Genomic DNA, 24,440 nt, shown 5'->3' with positions numbered 1-24,440 from the left:
ACCATGTGTCGTGGCGTCGCTGTAGTCCCTCACGTCCGTCAGCCTACGTGCCAGGGGTGGGAACCGGACCGTCGGCCGCGCCGATCTGGCAAGCGACGAAACAAACACTCGGGCGCTAACGGGGCAGCGGGTGCTGGATACCCCAGGTGGGACCCGGCAGCCCGGGGATCGACCACACCCCGTGTGGTCGCAGTAACCTGAAGTTGTGGTGATCTCCGTGCTCGACGCGCTGGTCGACCGGATCCCCGTCGCCGACGGGGCGATGGGGACCATGTTGCACGCGGCAGGCCTGACTCTCGATGACTTCGATGGGCTGGAGGGCTGCAACGAAATCCTCAACGTGACTCGGCCGGACGCTGTCCGTGCCGTGCGCGAGGCATATCTGGCCGTGGGTGCAGACTGCGTGGAGACCAACACGTTCGGCGCAAACCTCGCGAACCTGGACGAGTACGGCATTGGCGGGCGCATCCGTGAGCTGTCCGAGGCTGGCGCCCGGCTGGCCCGCACCGCCGCCGACGCGTACGCGACACCGGAGCAGCCGCGCTTCGTCCTGGGCTCGATCGGGCCGGGCACGAAGCTGCCCACCCTTGGGCACGCCGCGTACGCCGTGCTGCGGGACGCCTACCAGGAGAACGCTGTTGGTCTGATCGCCGGCGGATCCGATGCGCTGATCATCGAGACGTGCCAGGACCTGCTCCAGGTGAAGGCGGCGGTGATCGGCGCGAAGCGGGCAATGGCCGAGCTGGGCCGATCGGTCCCGATCATCTGCCACATGGCGGTGGAAACCACCGGCACAATGCTGCTGGGCAGCGAGATCGGCGCCGCGCTCACCGCGATTGAGCCACTGGGCATCGACCTGATCGGGCTGAACTGTTCCACCGGCCCGGCGGAGATGGGCGAGCACCTGCGCTACCTGTCCCAGCACTCCCGGATTCCGGTGTCGGTGATGCCGAACGCCGGCCTGCCGGTCCTCACTTCCGACGGTGCCTACTTCCCGCTGTCGCCGGACGAGCTGGGCGACGCCCTGGCGCAGTTCGTCACCGACTACGGTGTGGCGCTGGTCGGCGGCTGCTGCGGGAGCACGCCGGAGCACATCCGGGTGCTGGCCGAACGGATGCGGGGCCGGGCGCCGGTGGTGCGCGAACCACGGCCCGAGCCCGGCGCCTCGTCGATCTATCACCATGTCCCCTTCGCGCAGGACGCGAGCGTGCTGATGGTGGGGGAGCGGACCAACGCCAACGGATCCAGGGCGTTCCGGGAGGCCATGCTCGCCGAGGACTGGCAGTCGTGCGTCGAGATCGCCCGTGGTCAGGCGCGGGACGGCTCGCACCTGCTGGACCTCTGCGTGGACTACGTGGGCCGCGACGGCACCCAGGACCTGTGCGAGCTGGCCAGCCGGTTTGCCACCGCCTCCACGCTGCCGATCATGTTGGACTCGACCGAGCCGGGCGTGATCGAGGCGGGGCTGGAGACGCTTGGCGGGCGATGCGTGGTCAACTCGGTCAACTTCGAGGACGGCGACGGCCCCGGCTCCCGGTACGCCCGCCTGATGCCCGTGGTCAAGGAACACGGCGCGGCGGTGGTGGCGCTACTCATCGACGAGGAGGGCCAGGCGCGTACCAAGGACTGGAAGATACGCGTGGCCACCCGGCTGATTGACGATCTGACCAGCCGGTGGGGGATGGCCCGGGCGGACATCCTGATTGACGCCCTGACCTTCCCCATCGCCACCGGGCAGGAGGAGACCCGGCGGGACGGGATCGAGACCATCGAGGCGATCCGGGAGATCGCCGCCCGCTACCCCGGGGTCAACTTCACCCTGGGTATCTCCAACATCTCGTTCGGGCTCAATCCGGCGGCCCGGCAGGTTCTCAACTCCGTGTTCCTGCACGAGTGCGTCCAGGCCGGGCTGACCTCGGCGATCGTGCACGGCAGCAAGATCCTGCCAATGTCGAAAATCCCCGATGAGCAGCGGGAGATCGCACTCGACCTGGTCTACGACCGACGCCGCGAAGGGTATGACCCGGTCCAGCGCTTCATCGAAGCCTTCGAGGGGGTGGACGCCGTCTCGGCGCGGGCCAGCCGAGCGGAGGAACTGGCCGCGCTGCCGCTCAAGGAGCGGCTCAAGCGCCGGATCATCGACGGCGAGCGCAACGGTCTCGAGGCCGATCTGGACGCGGCCCTCGCCACCGGGTTGGCGGCGATGGTCGTTATCAACGACCTCCTGCTGGACGGGATGAAGGTGGTCGGCGAGCTGTTCGGGGCCGGCCAGATGCAGCTGCCGTTCGTACTTCAGTCCGCCGAGGTGATGAAGTCCGCGGTGGCGTACCTGGAGCCGCACCTGGAGCAGGCCGATGACGGCGGCAAGGGACGGATCGTGCTCGCCACCGTGAAGGGCGACGTCCACGACATCGGCAAGAACCTCGTCGACATCATCCTGTCGAACAACGGCTACGAGGTGGTGAACATCGGGATCAAGCAGCCGATCAACGCCATCCTCGACGCCGCCGAGCAGAATCGCGCGGACGCGATCGGCATGCCGGGGCTGTTGGTGAAGAGCACCGTCATCATGAAGGAGAACCTGGTCGAGATGGCCACGCGGGGCGTTGCGGAGCGCTGGCCGATCCTGCTGGGGGGTGCGGCCCTGACCCGCGCGTATGTCGAGGACGATCTGCGATCGATGTTCCCCGGCCAGGTGCACTACGCCCGGGATGCCTTCGAAGGGCTCTCCCTGATGGACCGGGTAATGGCCGCCAAGCGCGGTGGCGCAGCGGTGGCGGACCCGGAGCGGGAGGCGGCGTTGGCCGCGCGGCGGGCGCGGCGGGCGCGGCGGGCGCGGCAGCGGGCGATCGTCAGCGAGTCGTTGCCGGGGCTAAACGATGCCTCGGTCCGCTCCGACGTGGCCACCGATGTGGAGGTGCCCGCCCCACCGTTCTTCGGCACCCGGGTGGTCAAGGGGCTGCCCCTCGCCGACTACGCGGCCCTACTCGACGAACGGGCGACGTTTCTCGGGCAGTGGGGGCTACGCGGTACCCGCGGTGGGAAGGGTCCCACCTACGAGGAGTTGGTGGAGACCGAGGGCCGGCCGCGGCTGCGCTACTGGCTGGACCGGCTCATCGCCGACCAGGTACTGGCGGCAGCTGTGGTGTACGGCTACTTCCCGGCCTACTCCGACGGCAACGACCTGGTCGTGCTCGCCGAGAACGGGCCCGCGGAGCGGGCCCGGTTCACCTTCCCCCGGCAGCGCCAGGAGCGGCGGCTCTGTCTGGCCGACTTCTTCCGTCCTCGCGGCGGCGAGCTGGACGTGGTGGCGTTGCAGCTGGTCACGGTTGGCCAACCGATCAGCGAATATACGGCGAAGTTGTTTGCCCGCAACGAGTCGCGACTATCTGGAGGTTCACGGGCTATCGGTGCAGCTCACCGAGGCCCTTGCCGAGTACTGGCACCAGCGGGTCCGCGCCGAGCTGAGCCTGCGCGACGACCGTACGGTGGCCACCACCGACCCGGCCGACCTGGCCGGGTTGCTGCGTAACGACTACCGCGGCTGCCGGTATGCCTTCGGCTACCCGGCCTGCCCGGACCTGGAGGACCGGGCGAAGCTCGTGGACCTGCTGGGTGCGGAACGGATCGGCGTGCAGCTGTCGGAGGAGTTCCAGCTCGTTCCGGAACAGGCCACCGACGCAATTTTCGTGCACCACCCGGAGGCGGGTTACTTCAACGCCAAGTGACACAGGTCCGTCCGAGCAGGGTCCGGTGAAGTGTCCACCTGTCGGTAGCCGGGCGGGGTGGGTCAGATCCACGCGTCGGTCGGGTGAAGCTGTTGCGATTGCCGGCGCGGGATGTGCTGCGGGCGTAGGGTGGGCCCGACGAGCCTTTGCCGCCGGGAACGCTGTTTGCCAATCCGTAAACCCTGGTCGCTGGCGAGCCCTGGGAGGGGTAAATGCCGGACATGGAACAAGATTTTGACATGATCGCTTCGGATTCACTTATGCTGAATCCGATGTTCGCGCGTCCAGGCCAGTCGACGGAGCTTACCCGGTTTTCGATTCCGGATGCCGCCACTTTGCCCGAGACCGCATACCAGATCGTGCACGACGAGGTGGCCCTCGACGGGAACGCCCGACTAAATTTGGCGACATTTGTTGGCACCTGGATGGACGGTCATGCCGAGAAACTGTTCGCGGAAACTTTCGACAGGAATCTTATCGACAAGGACGAGTATCAGGCAACCGGCGCGATAGAGAAGCGGTGTTTGGTCATGCTGGCAGATCTCTGGCATGCACGGGACCCGCGGAGCACTATCGGTGCGTCCACGACCGGTTCCTCGGAAGCCTGCATGCTGGGGGGTTTGGCGCTCAAGCGTCGTTGGCAGCATGCGCGGCGCCGTGCCGGCAAGCCGACCAGTCATCCCAACCTGGTGTTGTCGACCGCGGTGCAGGTGTGTTGGAAAAAGTTTTGCAACTACTGGGATGTGGAGCCCCGCTTCGTTCCAATCTCAGAAGAGCACAAGACCTTGGACGGTCATGATCTCGCATCCTACGTGGACGAGAACACGATCGGGGTCGTCGCGATTCTTGGCGTGACCTATACCGGAATCTATGAGCCGGTACAGCGCATCGCGGCCGCGCTGGACGAAATTCAGGATTCGACCGGTCTTGATATACAAATTCATGTAGACGGAGCTACCGGTGCGTTCGTGGCGCCCTTTATTCAGCCAGACATGCTCTGGGATTTCCGGCTCCAGAGAGTGGCATCCATCAATGTCTCCGGTCACAAATACGGACTGGTGTACCCCGGGCTGGGATGGGTGGTCTGGCGAGACGAGGCGGCCCTGCCCGAGGACATGATTTTCTGCGTAAACTACCTGGGTGGTGAAACACCGACGCTCGGGCTAAATTTCACCAGACCGGGGGCCCAGGTGCTCTTGCAGTACTATGTCTTCCTGCGTCTGGGTCGAGAGGGCTTTCGGCGGGTGCAGCTCGCCATGCATGATGTCGCGCGGTATCTGTCCCAGGAGGTCGCAAAGATACCGCATCTCGAGCTGTGGAGCGATGGTAGGGATATTCCAGCGCTGGCCTGGTGCCTGCGGAGTGGGTGTGTCAAAAATTGGAATCTGTATCACCTGTCCGATCGCATGCGTATGAAGGGATGGCAGATCCCCACCTACGCAATGCCGGAAAATCTCACGGACCTTACCGTACAGCGAATCGTGATTCGCGACGGGCTCAGCCGTGACCTCGCCGAGGTGTTTATTACTGAACTTCGTGGCGAGATAGCATACCTTGACTCCCTCGAGTCTCCAATACCCGCGGTCGGTCAGCGATCTGGGTTCCATCATTGAATATTTGCGAGAGTGTATGTCTTCGTCAGATAGCCGGCCGGCGGGCAAAAACTCGGCGAAGATTAGTGTCCTTGGGCTGGCGATGCTCAACATCGTTGCGGTGGTCAGCCTGAGCGGCCTACCGGCTGAGGCCGAGTACGGTTTGAGTGCCGCATTTTACTATGTCTTCGCTGCGGTCTTCTTCCTCGTACCGGTCTCACTGGTCGCCGCTGAACTAGCGACCGGATGGCCGGAGAAGGGAGGCGTGTTCCGGTGGATTGGCGAGGCGTTCGGGGCCCGTTGGGGATTCCTGGCCATTTTTCTACTCTTGGCCCAGGTGACGATCTTCTTTCCGGTTCTTCTCATCTTCGGAGCGATCTCGCTCGCTTACACCGGCCCGGAGGCGACGCTGGATGAGAAGTTGTCCGGCAACCGACTATACATTTTGCTGACTGTGCTCGCGGTCTTCTGGGTCGCCACCGCGATCGGCGCCCACGGGATTGCTGCGTTTACCCGGGTCGCGAAGTGGGGCGGCATCGTCGGCACTATTCTCCCCGCCTTGCTCCTCGTGATCCTTGGTTTCGTCTACCTGAGCTCGGGCGGGCAGTCGCAGACGCCGCTGGGTTGGGGTGAGGTGGTCCCGGATTTCGCGCGGTTCAGTAACCTGGCTCTGGCCGCGAGCATTTTCCTCTTCTACGCCGGCATGGAGATGAATGCGATCCATGTGCGGGACGTGGAGAATCCCACCCGGCACTATCCGCTGGCGGTGCTGATCGCGGCGGTGGGAGTGATGAGCATCCTGGTGCTGGGCACACTGACGATTTCCTTTGTCGTACCGCGGTCCGAGATAGACCTGACGCAGTCATTACTGATAACTTTCCTTGATGTTTTCCGCTGGCTCGGCCTCGCCTGGGCGGCGCCGATAGTCGCCGCCGCCTTGGTGGTCGGTGTTCTAGCCGGCATCGTCACCTGGGTCGTCGGCCCGTCAACAGCGATGCTGGCGGTGGCAAAGGCTGGCTATCTGCCGCCTTTCTTTCAAATGACAAACAAATATGGGATGCCTGTCAGAATTTTGCTGTTCCAGGCGATTTCGGTTAGTGTCCTGGCGGTGCTGTTCATTGTTATGCCATCATTGGAGGCGGCCTTCCAGGTTCTCAGCCAGCTCGCTGGTGTCCTCTATCTTCTCATCTATCTGGGAATGTTCGCCACGGCGATCCAGCTACGGTACAGCCAACCTGATCGGCGACGGCCGTACCGAGTTCCGGGTGGGCTTCCGGGAATGTGGGTCATCGGTGGCATCGGTTTCGTCGCCTCGGCGCTCGCACTCGCCTCCAGTCTTGCACCCCCAGATCAGATCAGTGTCGGAAACCCAGCGCTCTACATAGGACTGATTGTAGGGTTGGCGGCCGTGATCATTGCGGTGCCGCTGACCGTGTACGCACTGCGTAAGCCGGACTGGTGTGACCCTGGTCGTGATGTCGCACCGTTTAGCTGGGAGACGCGAGGCGATCGCTAACCCGATCGGTGCGCCGGGGCGACGGTTGACCGGCAGCCGGGACACCGGAACCGTCCAATAGCCCACGGGTCGCCGATGGCCCGCCTACCGTGACCTCGTGGACGCCGGAACGGAAGCTGAGACGGGCGAGGGCCGCTCGTGGACGCGGGCCCAGAAGTGGACGATAGTCGCGGCTGGTCTTGGCGTCTTCATCACCCTGCACGACGTGCTGGTAGCGAATGTGGCACTACCCCGAATTCAGGCCTTCTATGATTTGGGGGAGTCCGGGCTACAGTGGATCGTCGCCACCTACACCATGGGAATGGCTGTCGCCATCATGCCCGCGGCCACCGTGGCTGATCGGTTCGGGCGGCGGCGCCTGTACCTGACCGCAGTGGTGGTCTTCACCGTGGCCTCGGTGACGGCCGGACTGACGTCCACCTTCACCGTCATGCTGGTGGCGCGGGGGGTGCAGGGCGTGGCTGCGGCCGTCATCACCGTCTCCGCACTGGCTCTGGTCTCGGCGACCTTCCCGCACAAGCGGCAGCGCTTTTTCGCCCTCGGGCTGTTTGCCGCGGTCGCGGACATCGGGTTGGCGCTCGGCCCGCCCCTCGGTGGGATCCTGACCGAGGTTGCGAGCTGGCGGGTCGTTTTCTTCGTCAATGTTCCGGTCGCCGTGCTGGCGGTCGGGCTTACCCTTCGGTACGTCGCCGAGTCACGTGAGTCCACCCGCCGTGTTGTCGATCTACCCGGGCAGCTGCTGTTTGTGTTAACAGTCGGCGCGTTTACTTTTGCTGTTATCGACGGCCATGATCTGGGCTGGGGATCGCCGATAATTCTGGTGGCGTTCGTCGCCTTCGCCGTTGGCCTTGTTGCCTTCATTGTCCGTGAGCTCCGCACCCGGTCACCGATGATGGATCTGCGGCTCTTCACCAGCCGTGCCTACCGGCTGGGTAACATGGCAATATTTTTCGGTTTTTTCACAGTGTATGGCGCCTTGTTGATAGTCACCCAGTACTTTCAGAACGTCCGTCTCTACTCCCCGGTCGAGGCGGGCCTGCTCATCTTGCCGTCCTCCCTCGCGTCGGTGGCGGTTTCCCCGGTGGCCGGCTTCATCGCTGCCCGCCGTGGCGCCCGCCTGCCGGCCCTCGCCGGCCAGGCTCTGCTCGTTGTCGGACTAGCCATCATGGTGGTCGGGGTGGCGCGGAGTGTCGTCGCCGTCGTGCTGGGCTTCTTACTCCTGGGTGCAGGTCTCTCCCTGATCATCCCGCCGGTGCAGGGGCTGGCGTTGAATTCGGTGCCGGTGGAGCGGGCCGGCATGGCCTCGGGCATCGTGGCCACCCAGCGAGGTCTTGGATCAACCGCCGGCTACGCGGTTCTGGGAACGATCGTTTCGGTATGGGTCGGTTTCTCCTTGGACGGCGACCTGGCCGGCACCATTCCCGACCGTGCCGAACGGGCTGCTGTTGTCGAGCAGATCGTTGCGGACACCAATCCGAACGCTTTTGAGGCGATAGTCGGGCCTGGTCGGCCAGTTGACCATCCTGAGTCCGACCAGGTGACGGCGATTCGTACGGTCGCAGACCACACCTTTGTCCGGGGTATGCAGCTCGGCCTTGGGCTCGCCGCCCTGGTCGCCCTGATCGTCCTGGTGATCCTCATCCGGAGCTTTCGCGACTCCCAAGATCGATAGGGTGTGGTCTACATCACGAGCCTGGGCCTGCGTACGGAATGATTTGCGACGCGAAATGTCTCTGCTTCCGGGGGAGGAGGTTGTGTCGGGGCGCCACGCTGATGATGGGTTGGTGCGGAATCGAGAAGGCGTTGCCCGCCACAGGTGGTTAGCTGGAGAAACACGTTGACCACCGGACGGACCAGAGGAGCAGTGCGTACGTGAGCGTTACGTCGAAAGCTGGTAAGGACAGCAAGCAGGCAAAGTCGTCCCAGGAGGACGGGTTCTCCGAGGTCGAGCGGGCCGCCATCAAGGACCGGGCGGCGGAGTTGAAGTCGGAGGCTCGCCGTAGCAAGAGCGCGAACAAGGCGGCAGCCGACGAGAGAGACGTCCTCGCGAAGATCAGCAACATGGCGCAGCCGGACCGTGCGTTGGCTGAACGCCTGCACGCCGTCATCACCGAGACCGCCCCTGAACTGGCACCGAAGCTGTGGTACGGCCAGCCCGCCTGGGCCAGGAGCGGAAAGGTGGTCTGCTTCTTCCGCAGCGGCCAGGGAGACAAGCAGCGCTACTCGACGTTCGGGTTCTCGCCGGAGGCGAAGCTCGACGACGAGCAGGGTCTGTGGGCGACATCGTTTGCCCTGACCGAGCTGACCGACAAGGCCGAGGCAACGATCAAGAAGCTACTGCGGATCGCCCTGGGCTGAGGTGGGCGATGTCGCGGCCCCGCCCCGGTGCGAAATGTTTCGGCTGAGAGGACTGGTGTTGCTTTCGGACGCCATCGGCCCGTCGGTCCACCGCTGACCATCCGTCCGCTCTCGGGCGCTCCCCGGCGATGGGGAGCGCCCGAGGCGACGCGAGTCGATCAGGCGTCGCGGCGGTTCAGGAGGAAGGCCGCGAGCGCCAGCAAAGCAGCGGTCCACAGGCCGAACACCCCGAAGCCCTGCCAGGGCGTGAGGAGACTTCCCTCCTGCTGGGTGGCCTGGCCAATCAGGATTCCGGCCTCGGTCGGCAGGTAGGCGTGTGCGTACTCGCCGAATTTGCCCGGCAGTAGCTGCACCAGGGGAGCGAGCACGAGCACGAACATGATCACACCGGTGATCCCCGCCGCGGTGCGCCGCACAATGGCACCGATAGCGAGGGAGAACAGGCTGAGCATGGCCAGGTAGAGGCCGGTACCCACCACTGCCCGCAGCGCACCGGGATCGCCGAGGGATGCCGCAACCCTCTCGCTGAGCATCGCCGCGCCGATGAAGAACGAGACGAACGCCGCCACCAGGCTCACTACCAGGACTACCAGGCTGAGCACCACGCCCTTGGCGGCGAGCATGGACAACCGGCGGGGCTTCGCCAGCAGGCTGGCCCGGATCATGCCGGTGGAGTACTCCGACGCGATAACCATGACGCCCAGGACGCAGATGGCGGGTTGGCTGATCAGAAAGCCGCTGCCGAGGATGACGGTCGTCGGATCGCCGATGATCAGCTCGCGGTCGCTGGCAGCAGTGTCGTCCCACGCGGCGGTGGTCAAGCCGACGAGCAGTGCGGTGAAGGATGGGTACAGCAACGCGAGTAGTCCGAGCGACCAGCCGGTCGACCGGACCGATCGGAGCTTTGTCCACTCGGAGCGCAGCAGTCCACCAAAGCTGGCGCGGCTGGCCACCGTGCTGGCGGTGGGGCGGGCGGCGGTCGCGGTCATCGGGCTTCCCCTCCGGACTTCGGGGCGTCGGCATCCTGGGTTGAGCTGGTGCCGGCGTACTCCACGCTCTCCCGGGTCAGCGTCATGAACGCCTCCTCCAGGGTGCCGCGTTGCGGGATCACCTCGTGGAGGACGTGCCCACCGGCCGACGCGATCTCACCGATCCTGGTCGCGTCCATGTCCTCAACGCTCAGCTCGTTGTCGTCGTTGCGGGTCACCGTGCCGCCGGCCCGGGTGATGGCCTCGGCCAACTCGTCGGCGTTCGGGCTCCGGACGAGCACCGTCTGTTTCTTTCCCCGCTCGATGAACTCCTGGGTTGGGCAGTCCGCGATCAGGCTGCCGCGGCCGATGATGATGAGATGCTCGGCAGTCACTGCCATCTCGTTCATCAGGTGGCTGGAGACGAAGACGGTTCGACCCTCGGCCGCCAGCTGCCGCATGAAGGTGCGGACCCAGAGGATGCCCTCCGGGTCAAGCCCGTTGACCGGTTCGTCCAGCATCAGCACGGCGGGATCACCGAGCAGGGCGGCGGCGAGCCCAAGTCGTTGCCCCATGCCGAGGGAGAAGCTCCCGGCCCGCTTGTGTGCCACTTCGCGCAGCCCGACCAGGTCGAGTACCTCCGAGACCCGCTTCTTGCCAATGCCCTGCGACTGGGCCAGGCAGAGCAGATGGTTGTAGGCGGTCCGGCCCGGGTGTACCGCCTTGGCCTCCAAGAGGGCGCCGACCGCGGCGAGCGGGGTGGCCAGCTCCCGGTAGCGCTTGCCGTCGATGGTGGCGGTGCCACGATCCGGATGGTCGAGACCGAGCAGCAAGCGCATGGTCGTCGATTTGCCAGCGCCGTTGGGGCCGAGGAACCCGGTTACTTTGCCGGGCCCCACCGTGAAGGAAAGATCCCTCACGGCGACCTTATCGCCGTAGCGCTTAGTCAGGTTCTTGGCTTCGATCATCCGTTCCGTCCTGAAGAGGCCGATGGTTGGGAAAATGGGGATCACCGGAGCTGCCACCGTCGCCGGTGTCTTTTCTCCGGCGGCGGACCTGGGAGAACCGCAGCGTGTTGCCAGCCGGGTCGCGGAATGCGCAGTCTCGGACCCCCCAGGGCTGGTCGGTCGGCTCCTGCACCACCGTTGCACCCCCGGCGCGAAGGTGCTCGAAGGCCGCGTCACAGTCCTCGGTGCGGAACACCAGACCGGGCAGCAGGCCCTTCACCAGCAGCTCCGCCAGGGCGTGCTGGTCAGCGGGCGAGGTTTCCGGATAGACGACCAGGGACTGCAGAACGATGTCGGCATCGGGCTGCCCAGACGAACCGAGGGCAATCCAGCGCAATCCCTCGAATGTGTGGTCTTGGCGAACCTCAAGGCCGAGAACATCCCGGTAGAAGGTGAGTGCACGTTCATGGTCGTCTACGGCGACGAAGCGCTGCGCGACCTTGACTCCCATGTGCTTCATGCTACGAACGGCGGGCCTCCGGGCGCTTCTTGATTCCTGATGGACCTGGGGCGAATTGCGGTTGACCGGTCCGTCAGCCGCCTCCGGTTCGCGCGTGCTCATCCGACAGTTCCTTTCGCGGGCGGTGGGGAGGTATCAGGTCGTGGCGAACTCGACCAGAACCCGGCCAAGCGCCGCCATCTCGATCCGGTGCCAGGAGCCGGGCAGCTCCCTTCCCGAGCCGTTCGGCAGGGCCGCCGCCGTCGCCTGGGCCGCGGCACGCAGCCAGTCGCTGGTGCCGTCGCTGTTGACGACCAGCGTGGGAGTCCGCAGGGCGGCCAGCCGATCGACCGGGAGGGTGAAATCTCCACACAGAGTGGCGTCATAGGCGAGCGTGTGGGCATTCGCCTCGTTCGTCGCCCAGAGTGGGCCCTTCCGCCACTGGGCGATTGCCGTTGGGGGCAGGTCCATCAGCACGTTCAGGAAGTACTCCGCAGCCGCGCCGCGTTGGCCAGCGGCGACCAGCGCGCGTAGTTGGTCGGCGGCATCGAGGGGCGGCCGTGGGTGGTCACCGACCCGGAAGTACGGTTCGTGCAGGGCCAGTTTGGTGATCGGGGTGCCTGCCAGAGCCGCCTCCAGGGCGAGATTCGCGCCGCACGACCCGGCGAACACCATCGCGTGGCCACCCGCCTCCTCGATCACGACGGCGAGGTCCTCAATCTCTCGTTCGATGGCATACCGGGGGGAATCTGCGCTTTGCCCCCGTCCCCGGCGGTCGTAGACGTAGGTGGTGCAGCGCGTTGTCAGCTCTGGGACGAGTGCGTCGAAAATTGTGTGATCCCGGAATGCGCCGTTCAGGAGTACGATTGGCGGCCCGGCGCCGGCCCGCTGGTAGGCGATCGTGGTGCCGTCCCGCGAAAAGACCTTTCGCATCTGTTCTCCTCGGTGTTGCCGCGGCTGTGTTCGTAGCCAATTTCTGGCCAGTTGGTTGACCTCCCCTCGAGGCTTGGTCGGGCCGCCGAAACTCCTACGCCCGTGGGTCAGCTTTCGCTGTTTCGTTGCTGTATCCACGGGACTGCGGAACAGGCAGGTCTGCCCCGGTCGACCGGCCTGGGCCAGCGTGGCAGAGGTGGAATCCGCATGGGTGACAGATTTCCGATCCCGCCGGCAGACCGGGGTTAGGGGTGGCGCACCGTGAACTTACTAGGGGGTGATAGCGGTGACGTCTCCTCCAGTCCCGGATCGCCGGCAAGGATAGCGGCTAGGAGTCGCTGTACCCGTGGTCCTGGTTCGACGCCGAGTTCTTCGTTGAGGATGGAACGGAGGCGGTGATATGCCTGAAGTGAGCGCCCAACGTGGCCGGCGCGATACATGGCCATCATTCGTAGCGCGCACAGGTTTTCGTTCATCGGGTTCCGTGCCGTGACGAGCGTTAGTTCCGCCAGCAGGTCGGAGTGCCGGCCCAGGGCCAGGTCCGTTTCGATCCGGCGTTCCAGCGCGCAGAGCCGGCTTTCCTCCAGTGATGCCGCCTCGATCTCCAGGATCGGGCCCATTCGGACATCGACCAGCGCTGAACCACGCCAGACCTGAAGTGCGTGACTGAACTCCTGCGAGGCTCGGTGCTGGTCGCCCGCCTCGGCCGCGGTGCGACCGGCGACAAGGTGGCGGTTGTACACTTCGACATCTGTTTCGCAAGCGAAGCCCTCGAGTAGATAGCCATTGTGGCGGGTGCCGATTATCTGTCGGGCTTCCGGGCTGCCGTACCCGGCTGTGGCGAGTGCGTTTCGCAGCTGCAGAATGTATGTCTGCAGGGTTGTGGCGTGGCTTCGTGGTGGACGGTCTCCCCACAGTTCCTCGATGAGCATCGGCACGGTGACGACGCGTCCGACGTTCAAGGCCAGTAGGGCGAGCACCTGACGTTGTTTGGGTGCGCTGGTCTCCACCGGCATGCGACCGTAGTGGAGCGAGAGTGGGCCGAGCAGCCCGAAGCTCAGAAGTGTTTGGTCCCTTTCCACCCGATCTCCTCCGTGTAACGGATTATCAACCTCAAGCCTTTCGCACTGGTCTGACGGCAGGCTTGGGTTGACATAGAAGTGGAGCCGAATTGTTTAATGAAACGAGTCCGGTAGCGTATGCATGCCGGGCTTGTAAACGATTTCAGGGGCGCCGGCAGGTAGGCGCGGCCACGTGTTCTATGTTTCTCCCCCCATCGATCCACTCCCGGGGTGTCGCAGGTAATTGCGTAATATTGTGCCATGATCCAGCGATCCAGGGAACTGGTGATTAACTCGGTGGTCGCAGGGTGGAAATGTCGGTTCCAGGTGAGATAGGTATTTGTAGGGTTCGGTGGAGGTTCGCAGCGGTTTCGTCGTGGGTTCCTGGGAGTAGTGACCCGCCTACCTGCCGGCAGCGTTGGTTGTCAGTTTATGCAGGCCAAGGCGGGGAGGTGGGTCGCCGTTTCGGGTCGGTTGGCGTTCTGGGCGCGGGCACATCGTTGATGTAAATATGCTTTAGCGCCTCGAATTATGCTTTCCCGCCACTTGGGGTCGCGCGCTCGTCTGGAGCGGCTGATCGCATCGGCACTGGCCCGTTGTGGTCGCAGGTGTGGCGGTGAAACGGGCCGCCCTGCTGTCGGTGACAAACTGTTGTGACTTTTTCGCTGTCGGTGATGGTCGGTTCAGATCCGGTCCCCATTGCTGCTCGAGCTGATCCCGACGGAGGGCGGTCACCGTGGTGGTCGGCGACGATGCAGCGAGGTGCGTATGGACAGTGCAGTCGAACGGGCGATCGAGTATCTCTGGGAGCGTTACGACCGGCCGTTGACGCTGGCCGAGATCGCGGAGCGTGCTGGGTTAAGTCGGTTCTACTTTGCCCGACTTTTTCGCAATATGACCGGAATTACCCCCGGTCGGTTTCTAGCCGCTGTTCGGATTCATCAGGCCAAGCGTCTTCTTCTTGAGACCACACTGCGGATAACGGATATCTCCGTTCTGGTGGGGTACAGCAGCCTCGGCTCGTTCAGTAATTGTTTCACTTCCAGTGTCGGGGTTTCACCCGGCCGGTTCCGTCGCCTTTCGCCTACTGGTGCGACTGAGCTGTCTCGCCGGTCTTCGGCCACCCGCCTTGGCGCTGGGGCGATCGCTGGGACGATCAGCCTGCCGGAAGGACACGGCAACGCGCAGGTCTATTTGGGTGCGTTTTCGACCCGGATTGTGCAGCACCGCGCAGTCTCGGCGATGGTCGTTGACGTGCCGGGCGGCCGGCCGTCCTGCTACCACCTGCCGCATGTACCCAACGGCACCTGGTTCGTGCACGCGGTGGCGATGGCTGACGGTGTCGGCCCCGAAGCCCGCCGTAGCACCGCCCTGATCGGCATGCACCCCCTGGTGACGGTCGTTGCGGATGGTGTGACCAGCGCTGCGGTCCGCCTCCGCCGCCGGCGGCTGATCGACCCACCGGTGCTGCTCGCGTTACCGGAACTCACCCCCCGGTCCGTCCCGGCAGCCGGCGGATGCCCGGCCACCACGGCACGGCAGGCGCCCCTCGCGCGCTCCGCGGAGCCGCGCCGATCGGCGCTGGCCCGAACGCTGCCCTGACCCGTGGGCTCGCCGCCGGGCAGTTGGTGGCGGCGTCCGGCGAGGCCAGGCGGCCGCCGTCCGTTCGACTGACGTCACCAGTGCGGTTGAACTTTCCCCCAGGCAGTCGGTGGTCCCGAAGCAGCGCCACCCCTCGCGTCCCGGCCGCCGGACGAACTGATCAGGTTCGGCAGTGTGACCGTGGCCGGGGGCAACGTCGAGGATGTCCGGCGGGGCGGCGCCTGAGCACCATGGCGGGACCGGTGCCCGAGGCGTTTCGGGGATGCCCGCCGAGCGGCGGGTGCCGCCACCGGTGACCCCGCAACGGCTCGCGCGCTAGGAAGTGGTGATCGACCGTGACCTCAGCAGTATTGCTCCAACCGCGTTGCGGCACCGAACTCGCCGAACGGCTCGCACGCTCGGCGGCGGCTACCGAGGGCACCGGGATCGCAACCGCCGATGTGTTGGACTGGCTCGCTGCCGAGCGGGCCGCATGCCGCACCCGAGTGCGGCGGATCCCGTTCACGGAATTGGACGGCTGGTCGTTCCAGGCGGAAACCGGGAATCTGCGCCACCGCAGTGGAGGGTTCTTCACGGTGGAGGGCCTGCACGTCGTCCGACCGGATGTGGGCGCCGAGTGGCAACAGCCGATCATCGTGCAACGGGAGATCGGCATCCTCGGGATCCTGGCGAAGGAGTTCGATGGCACGCTGCACTTCCTCATGCAGGCGAAGGCGGAGCCGGGTAACCCCAACCTGGTGCAGCTGTCGCCGACCGTGCAGGCCACCAGGAGTAACTATACGAAGGCACACGGTGGGATGCCGGTGAGGTACCTGGAACACTTCCTTGATCCACCTCCGGATCGGGTACTCACCGATGTCCTGCAGTCCGAGCACGGCGCATGGTTCTACCGCAAGCGCAATCGCAACATGATCGTCGAGGTGAAGGGCGAGGTGCCAGCGGACGAGCGCTTTCGCTGGCTCACACTCGGTCAGCTGGGTCAGCTTCTCCGGCAGGACAACGCGGTCAACATGGACTCGCGGACGGTGCTGGCGAGCGCACCGCTGACGTACCCCGAGCACGGTGCCCTCTGCTCCGACGCCGAGGTGGCTTCCTGGTTCACCGGTCAACGGGCCAGCCACGAGGTGCGGGCCCACCGTGTCCCGCTGGCGCGGATAGCCGGCTGGTGCCGCGACGAGCACAGCATCTACCGTCCGGATCAGCGGCATTTCCGGGTGCTGGCGGTCGCTGTTGAGGGCGCGAACCGAGAGGTTTCCAGCTGGAGTCAGCCGTTGATCGAGCCGGTGGCCCCGGGCGTTGTGGGCTTTGCGTACCGGACCTTCGCCGGGGTGCCGCACATTCTCGTGCACGCCCGGGTGGAGGGGGGGTTTCTCGACACCATGGAACTGGCGCCGACCGTGCAGTGTGTCCCGGCGAGCTACTCCCAGCTGCCAGCGGCGCAACGCCCTCCGTTTCTTGACCTGATGCTGGACCCGCCCCCGGAACGGGTCCGGTATACCGCGACGCATTCCGAGGAGGGCGGTCGGTTCCGTAATGCCGAGAGCCGCTACCTGGTGGTCGCCACCGACGAGGCGACGACGCCGACCGAGGCGCCACCCGGCTACCGCTGGATCACCCCGGGCCAGCTCAGCTGGCTGGCCGGGCACAGCCGCTACGTCAACGTCCAGGCCCGGACCCTGCTGGCAATCCTGCAGACCCGGGCCGCCGAGGTCGGCCAGGATTCGTGGTGAGGCAGGGTACGCGCCGCTACCCTGCGGCCCGTACCCTGGTTGGGCGGCCCTCGGCCTGGTCCGGCTGCCCGCCGCACCGGGCGGCTGGCTCAGTTGGTCGCCACACCAGCGGCCCCGCCGCCCACCTCTCGGATGACCTGACGCATCGACCCGCCGTCGTTGGCGTGGGGAAAGTCCTCCGCCGGTACCGGGACCCCGAGGAACGCGCACAGTGGCTCCCAACCCTGCTGCACGTCATAGGTGAGCAGGTTGTCGGGGGCGACAGAGTCGGCGACCGCCTCGTTGTGCCGGCGAAAGACCCGAATGGCGTGACCCTTGTCGGCGAAGCGTCCGCCGAAGAGCCCATCCCAGACCATGGTGTTGACGAATCGGTATATCCGGGCCGGCATGGAGCCAGGTTCCGGTGGATTGTCGCGGTTCCGGACGGCGAACTGGTACAACGTGTCGTACGTGCTTCGGTACCACTCCTCGCTGTCCCGAATGGTCAGGATCACCTTCGCCTTCGGGAACACCCGGATGATTTCCTTGTGGTAGACGGCGCTGGGCCCGTCCGCGACGGAGACGAAGCCGTTGAACAGCGCCTCCCAGTCGGGCCGCTGCCCGGCGCAGACGACCTTCTCCCACTGCTGGAGTCGCTCCGAATCTTTGACTATATCGAACATGTGAGAGCAGGGTCCGTAGCCGAGGCGCTCCAGTGCCAGCTTCAGTGACGTGGTGCCAGTCCGGCCCAAGCCGGTGTTGATGAGCCGTAACATGTGAACCCCTCCTACCGGTGCTGGTGGTCGGGATGGGCCGGAATCAGCGCCAGTCCCCTGGATCCTGTCGAGTGGATAGATTGATACAGTTCCACAGGCTTACCAGCCCGACATGCATGATCAATGCGCTGAGTTCCGGCTCGGTATAGTGCCGGACCGCCTCGTCCCAGACCTCGTCCGGCACCGGATCCACCCGGTCACCGAGGCGGGTGGTCGCCTCGGCGAGCGCCAGCGCCGCCCGCTCGGCATCGGTGAAACAGTCGGCCTCGCGCCAGGAAGCCACGATGGGCAGGCGGTTGTCGATCCGCGCCGCGGCCGCCGGACCGGCCGGCAGGATCCAGACTCGCCCATTGAGCTGGCTGACCCGCAACCGGACCAGATCAAGCGTCCGGACCGGCACGCCGACCTGGTTGATGACCTCACCGAGTTCGAGCAGGGGCGGCAGCGCGTCGGGCACGACCAGAGACGGGTTGTTCATCCGCGATGCCATCAGATTCTCCCGGGGTTGGGGGTCGTTGTCTCGCACGTTCGGCGGCGTCGGCGAGCGCGCGGTGCAGTCGGGGGTCGGAGTCCTGCCCGGCCTCCCACTGCACTCCGAGCACGAACGGGTGCCCGGTTGCCTCGATGGCCTCGATGACCCCGTCCGACGCCCGGGCGGTCACGGTGAGACCCGCACCGACCCGGTCGACACCCTGGTGGTGGTGGCAGGCGACGGTGGGGCCCTCGGCGCCGTAGACCGCGGCGGCGAGGCTGCCGGGCTGCAGGTGCAGGTGGTTCCGGCCGAGGGTGAAGGTCGCGGTCTGGGGGCAGTGGCCGTCGTGGTTCACGGCCGCTGGCAGGTGCTGGTGCAGGGTCCCGCCAGACAACACGTTTAGTACCTGCATCCCGCGGCAGATGGCCAGGACGGGCCGGTCGGCGTCGAGCGCTGCCCGGAGCAGGGCCAGTTCGACCCGGTCCGCGGCGGGGCCGCCGCATCGGGTCCTGGTGTGCTGGGGCTGCCCGTACAGCTTTGGGTCCAGGTCCGGCCCCCCGGGGAGCAGTAGGCCGTCGAGGTGCGGCACCAGGTCCTCGGCCCCCGGCAGCAGCGGAACCAACAGGGGGGCGCACCCCGCGGTGGCGAGCATGTCCACGTGGGCCTGCAGCGCCAGGCTGACGGTCGTGTCGAGCCCCTGCACCGTTACCGGAGTCGTTCGTGCGCAGACCCCAATCACCGGCCGTGCCACGTAGTCGTTCCGCACCGAGCTCATGCGTACCACCATTTCCGAAGGTCTCACCGTCTGGAGTAGCGCGCGCCACAGATCGGTGGCAGGACAATTGACATGCAGCAAGGGTGGCGTGGTCGATTCGTACGCGCCGGACTATTCGACGACCACGGGGTGAACCTATAACGGTGTTCTGACCAATGGCAACGGTCGGATGCGCAGCAACCGGCTGCTTCCCCGAAAACGGTCGGCGGTATGGCGGATCCCTTCGTTCAACCGCCGGTGAAACGCAGTCGAAAGCCGCTGACCGCCGCTCGCTGTTTCTGGCCGGCAATAGGATTGTCGGATCAATCCGTCCTTGACCGGGACTGCAGCGGCTCTCGGCAGACTGCGAGCGGTCCGGCCCGATCGTCGATTCCCTCCACGCGGCGGTTGGCAGCCGTAGGTCGGCGAGGCCGCGCGCGGGGCCACGTACCCGCCCAGTCGGGCGGTCACCACTCGGAAGGACGACTATGGCAACGATAGAGGTTCCGGTTCTAATCGTGGGCGGCGGTGGATGTGGCCTGGCTGCCTCCGTCTTTCTGTCCGACCACGGTGTACGCCACCTGCTGGTGGAGCGGCACCCGGGTACGTCGAGAATGCCGAAGGCGCACTATCTCAACCAGCGGACGATGGGCATCTTCCGTCAGCACGAGCTCGATGCGGAGGTGGCCCGGCAGGGGGCGTGCCTGGCGGAGTTCGGCCAGCTGCGCTGGCTGACCTCGCTCGGTGGGGAAGGCCCCCTCGACGGTCTGGTCATCCAGGAGATGGACGCGTTCGGCGGTGGCGCGTTGCGGGAGACCTACGAGGCGGCCGGGCCGGTACTTCCGGTCAAGCTGCCCCAGGTCCGGTTGGAGCCGATCCTGCGGCAGCATGCCGAGCGGCGCGGCCCGGGAGAAATCCGGTTCGGCCAGGAACTGGTTACCTTCGCCGAGCAGGGCGACCGGGTGGTAGCCCAGGTCCGAGCGGTCGGTACGGGCGAGGTCACCACGGTGGTGGCCCGCTACCTCATCGCGGCTGACGGCGGTCGTACCGTCGGCGCGGCGCTCGGCGTGCAGATGCTGGGCCTTCCGGGGCTTCTCGAGGTCACCACCGCCTACTTCACCGCGGACCTGTCGCCGTGGTGGCGCGAGGGCACCCTACTCACCCACTTCCTCAATCCGCACGACCCCGATCTGTCCAGTAATCTCATCGAGATGGGCCCCACCTGGGGCAAACACTGCGAGGAGTGGGTCCTGCACTTTCCGCCGGGTGACCCGCAGCGCTACCCCGCGGAGAGCATCGTCTCCAAGATCCGTGAGGTCCTCGGGCTGCCCGACCTGGAGCTCACGCTCCGCCAGGTCACGAACTGGTCGGTGGAATCCCTCGTCGCCGACCAGTACCGGGTCGGTCGAGTACTCCTTGCCGGTGACGCCGCCCACCGGCAGCCCCCCACCGTCGGGCTGGGGCTGAACACCGGGATTCAGGACGCACACAACCTCGCGTGGAAGCTCGCCGCGGTACTCACCGGCCGCGCCCCCGACAGCCTGCTCGACACCTACCAGGCCGAGCGGCATCCGATCGGCCGGCACAACGTTGACTGGGCGGTCTCCGCGGCCCTGCACCACCACGCGATCCTCGAGGCCATCGGGGTCGGTCAGCACACCGCGCCGCAGCGTCGGAAGCGAGCGTTCGCGGCGTTCGTCGACCCATCCCCGATCGCCGCGGCGGCGCGGGCGCGGGCGGCCGAGCTGTTCGCCACCCACCGGGGTGGCTGCCAGGCACACGACGTCGAGCTGGGTTTCGCGTACGAACAGGGTGCGGTCATCCCCGACGGGAGCCCGCCGCCACCGCGGGAACCGCTGCGGGACATCCACCACCCCACCACCCGGCCCGGGCATCTGCTACCGCATGCCTGGATCAACCGCGCCGGCCGGGTCCTGTCCACCCACGACCTGACCGGTTCCGCCGGCAGCTTCGTGCTGATCATCGGCCCGAAGGGGGAGCGGTGGCGGGCGGCGGCCGCGGCGGTGGCGGAGAAGCTCTCGGTGCCGGTCAACACCGTCGCCATCGGGATCGGCGCTGAGTACACGGCAGTCGACGACCGGTGGTCACGCGTCCGGGACATCGCCGACGAGGGCGCCATTCTGGTCCGCCCGGACAACCACGTGGCGTGGCGCAGCAGGGGTGCCGGCGCGAACCCGACCGGTGAGCTGGCCGGAGCCCTCGGGCGCATCCTGGAGAACGCGGGGCCGGCCCGAGCCTGACCCCGGCAACAGCAGATCCCCCGTGCCCGCCCGGCCGGTCAGCCCGGGCGGGCACGGGTATCTCCCCGCCGTACCCCCGGCGGGTGGGCGAGGACGCCGACGGGGCCGCGGCCGGGCCGCTCGGACGTCGCCGGCGCTACCGACGGCCGGGGCGGGGAGGGCACCTCAGCTCAAGGTGACGGGGGTGCTTCTGGATAGCCCTGTGAGCACCTGGTCAACGGCTTTGTGCGCATCGGCGATGCACGTGCCGACCCCCACGCCCTCGTACACGGCACCGCAGACGGCGAGCCCCGGCGAGCTCGCTACCGCCGTCCGGATCCGGTTCACCCGATCCACGTGGCCGACGGTGTACTGGGGCAGCGCCCTCGGCCACCGGGTGACCCGGGTCGTCACCGGGGCACCGACCGCCCCGGTTGCCGCGCCGACCTCGGCCGTCACCAGCCGGACGAGGTCGGCGTCGTCGCGGTGCAGCGCTGCCTCGTCGCCGACCTTCCCGACCGAACAGCGCAGAATTTCCACCTCGCCCGCCAGGTGCGGCCACTTCACCGTGGAGAAGGTCACTTCGTTGACGGCCCGTCCGTCCACCGCCGGAACCCGGTAGCCGCAGAACCCGCGCGTGGCGAGCCCACCGGCGAATGCCGTACGGGGGTAGGCCAGCGTGATGATGCCGACACCGGCGTACGGGATCTGCGCGAGCTCAGCGGCGGCCGGAGCCACTCCGGGTACGCCGGCCAGCAGCCGGCCGGCAGGCCCGGCGGGGACGGCGACGATGACCGCGTCCGCGGTGAGATGTTCGGTTCCGGCGTCGGCGTCGACGGTCAGCCGCCACCCCTGCCGCTCCGGAGCCAGGCCGGTGACCTCGGCCCCGGTTCGTACCCGCGCGCCGGGCGAGTCGGCGAGAACTGCGTCGACCAACACCTGGGGTAGGTTGCCGAGCCCGCCGGTCAGGGTACCGATCCCGGTCGGCGGTTCCTGCCCGTCCGGTGGTGGCGGGGGGAGCAGCGAGCCCGCGGCCTGGACCAGCGACGGATACCTGCGGGCCGCGTTCGCCAGCGGGGCCAGCATGGCCTCGAAGGACAGCTGGTCGGAGCGGCCGGCGCAGACATCGCTGAGGAACGGGTCAACGAGGCGGTCCAGCACCTCCTGGCCGAGTCGCTGCGAGACGTAGGCCGCGACGGAGACGTCGCCGTCCCGTTCGGTCGGCGGCAGCCCAAGGTCGCGGCGGGCCGCGGCCACCCCGCCCGGCGAGAGGATGCCGGACTCGGCGAGGGCGTCCAGGTCCGCGGGGATGCCCATGAACTGGCTGGCGGGCAGGGGCCGGAGCGCGCCCCTGCTCCAGATCGCGGTCGTGGTGGCGCCGGCCAGGGCGAGCTGATCGCCGAGACCGGCCGCGGTGAGTAACCGGGTGGTCTTGGGCCGTCGGGCATAGAGCCCTTCCGCCCCCTCGTCAACGCAGACGCCCGCCACCTCCGATGCGGACAGCTTCCCCCCGAGCCGCGGTGCGGCCTCGAGGAGGGTGATTCGTACTGGCTCGTTCCGGAGGTAGAACGCCGCGGTCACCCCCGTGATGCCGCCCCCGACGATGACCACGTGGGGCGCCGTACCTGCCCGATCCTGTTCGTTGTCCACCATGTCGCCTGCTCTTTCGTGGGCTGCGATGTCGTAGCAGTCTCGCCGCGCTCCCGCGAATTCCGGTCGAGTAAGAGTTGACCCGGGCAGGTGGCGGCGGTCGGCCGGGGCGCGGCGGCTGGCGTTACGGTCCGTCCTCCTGCTTGCGCTTGAGTTGTTCGGCGAAGAGGCTCCACTCCTCACTGATGCTGTCCGCGAGCGGGGCGATCACACTCAGCCAGTGCGGCGGGATCGAGCCGGCGACCTCCCGCCAGCGATGTGGGGCACCGGCGTGCCACGCCATCCACCGAATGAACGCCCGGCCGCCTTCGGTGTACCGGATGGACGGATCGGTAGCCAACTTGTTCGCCACCCCGGCCCAGGTCAGTGGCGCGGCCACGCGTCCCCGGCGCCGTACCGCACCACTGCGGGGGGCCGGCAACGTGGGGGTGGGTGCCGCGGCTCGCCGGGCTGGTCCCACCGGCGGCTCCACCGGGGGAAGGCGGTGCCCGGTGCGCTCCGGACTGATGCCCCGGCGCAGCCGAGCGCTCACATCATGGACGGTGCCCAGCGATACGTCGGCCTCTCGGGCGACCTGCCGCAGCGGGGCGTCCGGGTGGGCGCTGAGGTAGGCGGCGGCGCGCCGCCGGCCCTCCACGGCGGTGACCGGACGACGCCTTCCGTCCCGGCCGATCCGCTTGCCGCCGGCCTCTGCGGCCCCCGGCGACCGGGTACGCAACGATGCGATCGTCTTCGCGCTCAATCCCGTGATGGCGGCGAGGGCCCGGTCAGACCAGTCCGGATACTCCGACAGCACCCGGTTGGCGCCGGAGAGCCGGTCGGCTCGGGACAGCGGTAGCCCATGGGCGATGTTCGCCTGCATCGCCAGGATGAGCGCCTCGGCGTCGGTGCAGTCCAGGAAGCGTGCGGGGATGACGTGATCGCCACGGATCCGGGCGGCCTCGAGCCGGTGCAGCCCGTCGATCACCCGCCAGCCTTCCTCCTGGACGAGGAGAGGCGGTAGCTGCGTGCTGCCGCCCGCCTCCACGAGTAGCTGGACGTGGGCTCCGCTCGTGCCACCCTGCCGCAGCCGCAGGCTGGGCGACAGGGCGTCCAGGGGAACGTCTCGTGCCGGCAGTCGCTCGAAGTTCTTCAGATCGAATCTGTCGCTGCCCGTCGCTTCGTCGCTGCCCGCTCTGGCGAGCCTGAAGCCTTCCGTGGCCAGCGCAGCTTGCCCGTGGTGACGAGACATCCGGTACGCCCTCCTCGGTCGCCGTTTGGCTGAGGGTGGCAGGGGTGTCTTTAGCCGTAGTCGAGACGGGGTGGACCGGCGGCCGGTGCCGGACCACTCGGTCCGGTTCCGTTCTGGGGGGCGCCGAACCAGCGGGTGAGGGCGTGGGTGAGGTGGTTGGTGCTGCCGGGTGCGGTCCAGGCGAGGTAGCCGTCGGGGCGGATGAGGGCGGTGTGGAGGGTGGGGTGGGGTTGGTGGGTCCAGGTGCCGGTGATGATGTCGATGCGGTCGGTCCAGGCGTGGGCGGTGGGGTGTGCGGTGGTGGTGGTGGTGATGAGGAGGGGGCGGGCGGGGTGGAGTAGGTCGGTGATGCGGGGGGTGTCGCCGTTGGGGAGGGTGAGTTGGTGGTGTGGGGGCAGGCGTCG

Annotated in this window: 18 protein-coding genes and 2 pseudogenes; 9 read left to right on the top strand and 11 right to left on the bottom strand. The window is 67.0% G+C overall.

Annotated elements, in window-relative coordinates:
• Positions 1–205 precede the first annotated feature (205 nt).
• The 5 genes and pseudogenes from metH to T398_RS11120 all read left to right on the top strand — a co-directional run bounded on the left by metH (position 206) and on the right by T398_RS11120 (position 9,194).
• Positions 206–3,728: pseudogene (gene metH / locus T398_RS11140) on the top strand (methionine synthase).
• 212 nt (positions 3,729–3,940) lie between these two features.
• Positions 3,941–5,341 (top strand): glutamate decarboxylase, encoded by a 1,401-nt coding sequence (gad, locus tag T398_RS11135; RefSeq protein WP_496446410.1) that lies wholly within the window; start codon positions 3,941–3,943, stop codon positions 5,339–5,341.
• A gap of 16 nt (positions 5,342–5,357) precedes the next feature.
• Entirely contained in the window at positions 5,358–6,836 is a 1,479-nt protein-coding gene (gene gadC / locus T398_RS11130) for a glutamine/gamma-aminobutyrate antiporter GadC (RefSeq protein WP_496446408.1), read from the top strand.
• Positions 6,837–6,933: 97 nt separating this feature from the next.
• Positions 6,934–8,508, top strand: a complete 1,575-nt coding sequence (locus tag T398_RS11125; RefSeq protein WP_496446406.1) for a DHA2 family efflux MFS transporter permease subunit — start codon at positions 6,934–6,936, stop codon at positions 8,506–8,508.
• Positions 8,509–8,708: 200 nt separating this feature from the next.
• Positions 8,709–9,194 carry an iron chaperone gene (locus T398_RS11120; protein ID WP_496446404.1) on the top strand — a complete coding sequence of 162 codons (486 nt, stop codon included), beginning with the start codon at positions 8,709–8,711 and terminating at the stop codon, positions 9,192–9,194.
• Between the two features lie 158 nt (positions 9,195–9,352).
• On the opposite strand, the gene T398_RS11115 is transcribed toward T398_RS11120, so the two are convergent.
• The 5 genes from T398_RS11115 to T398_RS11095 all read right to left on the bottom strand — a co-directional run bounded on the left by T398_RS11115 (position 9,353) and on the right by T398_RS11095 (position 13,557).
• A complete protein-coding gene (locus T398_RS11115; protein WP_496446402.1) occupies positions 9,353–10,183 on the bottom strand; it encodes an ABC transporter permease in 831 nt (276 codons plus the stop codon).
• Positions 10,180–11,130 (bottom strand): ABC transporter ATP-binding protein, encoded by a 951-nt coding sequence (locus T398_RS11110; protein ID WP_496446401.1) that lies wholly within the window; start codon positions 11,128–11,130, stop codon positions 10,180–10,182. The genes T398_RS11115 and T398_RS11110 overlap by 4 nt, the downstream gene beginning before the upstream one ends.
• A complete protein-coding gene (locus T398_RS11105; protein WP_496446622.1) occupies positions 11,105–11,629 on the bottom strand; it encodes a VOC family protein in 525 nt (174 codons plus the stop codon). Before T398_RS11105 ends, T398_RS11110 begins: the two co-directional genes overlap by 26 nt.
• Before the next feature lie 135 nt (positions 11,630–11,764).
• Positions 11,765–12,541 carry an alpha/beta fold hydrolase gene (locus T398_RS11100; RefSeq protein ID WP_496446399.1) on the bottom strand — a complete coding sequence of 259 codons (777 nt, stop codon included), beginning with the start codon at positions 12,539–12,541 and terminating at the stop codon, positions 11,765–11,767.
• A gap of 245 nt (positions 12,542–12,786) precedes the next feature.
• Positions 12,787–13,557 carry an AfsR/SARP family transcriptional regulator gene (locus T398_RS11095; RefSeq protein WP_496446398.1) on the bottom strand — a complete coding sequence of 257 codons (771 nt, stop codon included), beginning with the start codon at positions 13,555–13,557 and terminating at the stop codon, positions 12,787–12,789.
• A gap of 813 nt (positions 13,558–14,370) precedes the next feature.
• On the opposite strand from T398_RS11095, the pseudogene T398_RS11090 reads away from it, so the two are divergent.
• From T398_RS11090 to T398_RS11080, 3 genes and pseudogenes are all read left to right on the top strand, one after another.
• Positions 14,371–14,667: pseudogene (locus T398_RS11090) on the top strand (helix-turn-helix domain-containing protein); the annotation flags it as partial.
• A 153-nt stretch (positions 14,668–14,820) separates the two neighbouring features.
• The gene (locus T398_RS11085; RefSeq protein ID WP_496446641.1) at positions 14,821–15,204 is read left to right on the top strand and encodes a hypothetical protein; all 384 of its coding nucleotides are present in this window, start codon (positions 14,821–14,823) and stop codon (positions 15,202–15,204) included.
• A gap of 335 nt (positions 15,205–15,539) precedes the next feature.
• Positions 15,540–16,934, top strand: a complete 1,395-nt coding sequence (locus T398_RS11080) for an NDP-hexose 2,3-dehydratase family protein (RefSeq protein ID WP_496446397.1) — start codon at positions 15,540–15,542, stop codon at positions 16,932–16,934.
• An 89-nt stretch (positions 16,935–17,023) separates the two neighbouring features.
• Here T398_RS11080 and T398_RS11075 read toward each other — a convergent pair whose 3' ends face one another.
• The 3 genes from T398_RS11075 to T398_RS11065 are packed head-to-tail and all read right to left on the bottom strand — an operon-like array spanning position 17,024 to position 18,948.
• On the bottom strand, positions 17,024–17,689 hold the full coding sequence (locus tag T398_RS11075) for a sulfotransferase family protein (protein WP_496446395.1): 666 nt from the start codon (positions 17,687–17,689) through the stop codon (positions 17,024–17,026).
• Between the two features lie 43 nt (positions 17,690–17,732).
• The gene (locus T398_RS11070) at positions 17,733–18,146 is read right to left on the bottom strand and encodes a carboxymuconolactone decarboxylase family protein (protein ID WP_496446620.1); all 414 of its coding nucleotides are present in this window, start codon (positions 18,144–18,146) and stop codon (positions 17,733–17,735) included.
• Positions 18,109–18,948, bottom strand: coding sequence for a gamma-glutamyl-gamma-aminobutyrate hydrolase family protein (locus T398_RS11065; protein ID WP_496446618.1), 840 nt, complete (start codon positions 18,946–18,948; stop codon positions 18,109–18,111). Before T398_RS11065 ends, T398_RS11070 begins: the two co-directional genes overlap by 38 nt.
• A gap of 455 nt (positions 18,949–19,403) precedes the next feature.
• On the opposite strand from T398_RS11065, the gene T398_RS11060 reads away from it, so the two are divergent.
• A complete protein-coding gene (locus T398_RS11060; protein WP_496446394.1) occupies positions 19,404–21,176 on the top strand; it encodes an FAD-dependent monooxygenase in 1,773 nt (590 codons plus the stop codon).
• 165 nt (positions 21,177–21,341) lie between these two features.
• Here the strand turns inward: T398_RS11060 and hemG are convergent, their stop codons facing one another.
• The 3 genes from hemG to T398_RS11045 all read right to left on the bottom strand — a co-directional run.
• Positions 21,342–22,988 (bottom strand): protoporphyrinogen oxidase, encoded by a 1,647-nt coding sequence (gene hemG / locus T398_RS11055; RefSeq protein WP_496446392.1) that lies wholly within the window; start codon positions 22,986–22,988, stop codon positions 21,342–21,344.
• Positions 22,930–24,036 carry a nuclease gene (locus tag T398_RS11050; RefSeq protein ID WP_496446390.1) on the bottom strand — a complete coding sequence of 369 codons (1,107 nt, stop codon included), beginning with the start codon at positions 24,034–24,036 and terminating at the stop codon, positions 22,930–22,932. The genes hemG and T398_RS11050 overlap by 59 nt, the downstream gene beginning before the upstream one ends.
• A 50-nt stretch (positions 24,037–24,086) precedes the next feature.
• Positions 24,087–24,440, bottom strand: a 354-nt coding sequence (locus T398_RS11045) for an aromatic-ring hydroxylase C-terminal domain-containing protein (RefSeq protein ID WP_496446389.1), incomplete at its 5' end; no start/stop codon positions are given.

The organism is Salinispora goodfellowii (assembly GCF_059570675.1).
The sequence above is the reverse complement of the archived record's forward strand: the minus strand, read 5'-3'. Positions and strand labels throughout refer to the sequence as shown.

Excerpts from the sequence above, each read along its gene's own strand:
- T398_RS11050 (WP_496446390.1), bottom strand. The coding sequence starts at position 24,036 with ATGTCTCGTCACCACGGGCAAGCTGCGCTGGCCACGGAAGGCTTCAGG.
- T398_RS11065 (WP_496446618.1), bottom strand. The coding sequence starts at position 18,948 with ATGGTGGTACGCATGAGCTCGGTGCGGAACGACTACGTGGCACGGCCG.
- T398_RS11110 (WP_496446401.1), bottom strand. The coding sequence starts at position 11,130 with ATGATCGAAGCCAAGAACCTGACTAAGCGCTACGGCGATAAGGTCGCC.
- T398_RS11060 (WP_496446394.1), top strand. The coding sequence starts at position 19,404 with ATGGCAACGATAGAGGTTCCGGTTCTAATCGTGGGCGGCGGTGGATGT.
- gadC (WP_496446408.1), top strand. The coding sequence starts at position 5,358 with ATGTCTTCGTCAGATAGCCGGCCGGCGGGCAAAAACTCGGCGAAGATT.
- gad (WP_496446410.1), top strand. The coding sequence starts at position 3,941 with ATGCCGGACATGGAACAAGATTTTGACATGATCGCTTCGGATTCACTT.
- T398_RS11100 (WP_496446399.1), bottom strand. The coding sequence starts at position 12,541 with ATGCGAAAGGTCTTTTCGCGGGACGGCACCACGATCGCCTACCAGCGG.
- T398_RS11115 (WP_496446402.1), bottom strand. The coding sequence starts at position 10,183 with ATGACCGCGACCGCCGCCCGCCCCACCGCCAGCACGGTGGCCAGCCGC.
- T398_RS11105 (WP_496446622.1), bottom strand. The coding sequence starts at position 11,629 with ATGAAGCACATGGGAGTCAAGGTCGCGCAGCGCTTCGTCGCCGTAGAC.
- T398_RS11075 (WP_496446395.1), bottom strand. The coding sequence starts at position 17,689 with ATGTTACGGCTCATCAACACCGGCTTGGGCCGGACTGGCACCACGTCA.
- T398_RS11095 (WP_496446398.1), bottom strand. The coding sequence starts at position 13,557 with ATGCCGGTGGAGACCAGCGCACCCAAACAACGTCAGGTGCTCGCCCTA.